This window comes from Kitasatospora sp. NPDC007106 (assembly GCF_040634455.1).
Lineage (GTDB): Bacteria > Actinomycetota > Actinomycetes > Streptomycetales > Streptomycetaceae > Kitasatospora > Kitasatospora arboriphila.
Genome location: NZ_JBEYFP010000874.1, coordinates 1 through 2,349, shown reverse-complemented (window position 1 = coordinate 2,349; position 2,349 = coordinate 1). Strand labels below are relative to the sequence as shown.

Annotated in this window: 2 protein-coding genes; one reads left to right on the top strand and one right to left on the bottom strand. The window is 75.3% G+C overall.

The window, feature by feature from the left end:
* The first annotated feature begins 39 nt into the window (after positions 1 to 39).
* Positions 40 to 2,043 (top strand): acetoacetate--CoA ligase, encoded by a 2,004-nt coding sequence (locus ABZ641_RS33495; RefSeq protein WP_359988019.1) that lies wholly within the window; start codon positions 40 to 42, stop codon positions 2,041 to 2,043.
* An 18-nt stretch (positions 2,044 to 2,061) separates the two neighbouring features.
* Here ABZ641_RS33495 and ABZ641_RS33490 read toward each other — a convergent pair.
* Positions 2,062 to 2,349: putative sulfate exporter family transporter (locus ABZ641_RS33490; protein WP_359988016.1), on the bottom strand; the 288-nt coding region annotated here is incomplete at its 5' end.

Here is a 2,349-nt window from a genome sequence, read left to right as displayed (position 1 = left end):
CGCCCCCCGTTTTTCCACCCGCACCACCGGAAGGCGACGATGAGCACCGATACCGACCTGCTGTGGTCCCCGAGCCCGGCCTCGACGGAGAAGTCCGGCGTGGCCGGCTTCCTGAAGCGGCTGGAACGCACCCGGGGGCTGCGCTTCCCGGACTACGCGGAACTGTGGAGGTGGAGCACCGACGACCTGCCCGGCTTCTGGTCGGCGGTCTGGGAGCACTACGGCCTCGACGCCGTCTCCGGCTACGAGAGGGTGCTCGGCGACGCGGCCATGCCCGGGGCCGACTGGTTCCCCGGGGCGCGCCTGAACTTCGCCGAGCGCTGCTTCGCCCGGGCCACCGACGAGCGGCCCGCCCTCGTCGCACTGACCGAGGACGGCGGGCCCGAGGAGACCTCCTGGCGCGAACTCCGGCGCCAGGTGGGGGCCCTGGCCGCCGGGCTGCGGGAGATGGGTGTGCAGCCCGGCGACCGGGTCGCCGGCTACCTGCCGAACACCCCGCACGCCGTGGTCGCGCTGCTGGCCTCCGCGGCCGTCGGCGCGGTGTGGACGGTCTGCTCACCGGACTTCGGCACGGCCGGCGTGCTCTCCCGGCTCCGGCAGGCCGAACCGACCGTCCTGCTCGCCGTGGACGGCTACCGCCACGGCGGCAAGGAGTACGACCGGCTCCCGGCCGTCGCCGAGATCACCGCCGGGCTGCCCACCCTGCGGCACCTGGTCACGATCGACCACCTCCGCCCGGCGGCGCCCGCGCCGGCGTCGGTGTGGTCGCCGCGCGGCGACGTGCGGCAGCACCGGTGGGCCCCGCTGACGGCCGGGGACGTCCCGCTCGACTTCGCGGACCTGCCCTTCGACCACCCGCTGTGGATCCTCTGGTCCTCCGGCACCACCGGCCGGCCCAAGGGCATCGTGCAGGGCCACGGCGGCATCGTCGTCGAACTGCTCAAGGCGCTCGGCCTCGGCTGCGACCTGCGCGCCGAGGACCGGTACTTCTTCCACACCACCACCGGCTGGATGGTGTGGAACTTCATGGTCGGCGGCCTGCTGCACGGCAGCACCCTGGTGCTGTACGACGGCAGCCCCACCCACCCCGACACCGACGGCGTCTGGCGGGTCGCCGAACGGACCGGCGCCACGGTGGTCGGGGTGGGCGCGGCCTACCTGACCGCCGCCGAGCGGGCGGACTCCCGTCCCGCGGCCCGCCACGACCTCGGCGCGCTGCGGACCGTCCTGCAGACCGGGTCCGCACTGCCGCCGAGCACCTGGCGCTGGGTGCACGACCGGCTCGGGCCGGACGTGTGGCTGCAGTCCATCTGCGGCGGCACCGACATCTGCTCGGTCCTCGCCGGTGCCAGCGCCCTGCTGCCCGTCCGGGTCGGCCGGATCCCGTGCCCCGCGCTCGGTGTCGCCCTCGCCTCCTGGGACCCGTCCGGCCGGCCGCTGACCGGCCGGCAGGGCGAACTGGTGGTGACGGCGCCGCTGCCGTCGATGCCGCTGCACTTCGTCGGCGACCCGGACGGCTCGCGCTACCGGGCGAGCTACTTCGACACGTACCCGGGCGTGTGGCGGCACGGCGACTGGGTGACGGTCGGGGACGACCTCACCGTCGTGGTCGCCGGACGCTCCGACTCCACGCTCAACCGGATGGGCGTGCGGATGGGGTCCGCCGACATCTACGCCGTGGTGGAGCAGCTCCCCGAGGTCGCGGACAGCCTGGTCGTGGGGGCCGAACTGCCGGACGGCGGCTACCACATGCCGCTGTTCGTGGTCCTCGCGGAGGGCGCCGTCCTCGACGACGCGCTGCGGGCCGGGATCACCGCGGCGATCCGGCACCAGCTGTCGCCCAGGCACGTGCCGGACACCGTCACCGCAGTGCCCGCGGTGCCGCGCACCCTGACGGGGAAGCGGCTGGAGGTCCCGGTCAAGCGCATCCTCCAGGGCGCGGACGTCGCCGAGGTGAGCGGCGAGGGGGCCGTCACCGCCCCGGAGATGCTGGCCTGGTTCGCCGAGTACGCGCGCGGTGTCCGGCAGTCGCGGACCCGGTGAGTCCGCGCGGGAGCCGGGTCAGAGCGTCCCGGTCAGCCACTGCAGCCCCAGGCTGCCGACGGACACGACGAGCCACAGGCAGCCGCCGAGGACGAGCGGCCGGGGCCCGGCGCGGCGCAGTCCGCCGAGGTCGGTGGAGAGCCCGATCGCCGACAGCGCCACGGTGATCAGGAAGACCGCGAGCCCGCCGAGGCCGTGCCGGGCCCCGGCGGGCACGAGCCCGGCGGTGTTCGCCCCGGCCACGGCGAGGAAGGCCAGGAGGAATCCCGGCACCAGTCCGGCCACCCGCACCCGGGTGACGGCGGC

Bases quoted from the DNA above. Each gene is read 5' to 3' on its own strand.
- ABZ641_RS33495 (WP_359988019.1), top strand. From the start codon at position 40: ATGAGCACCGATACCGACCTGCTGTGGTCCCCGAGCCCGGCCTCGACG.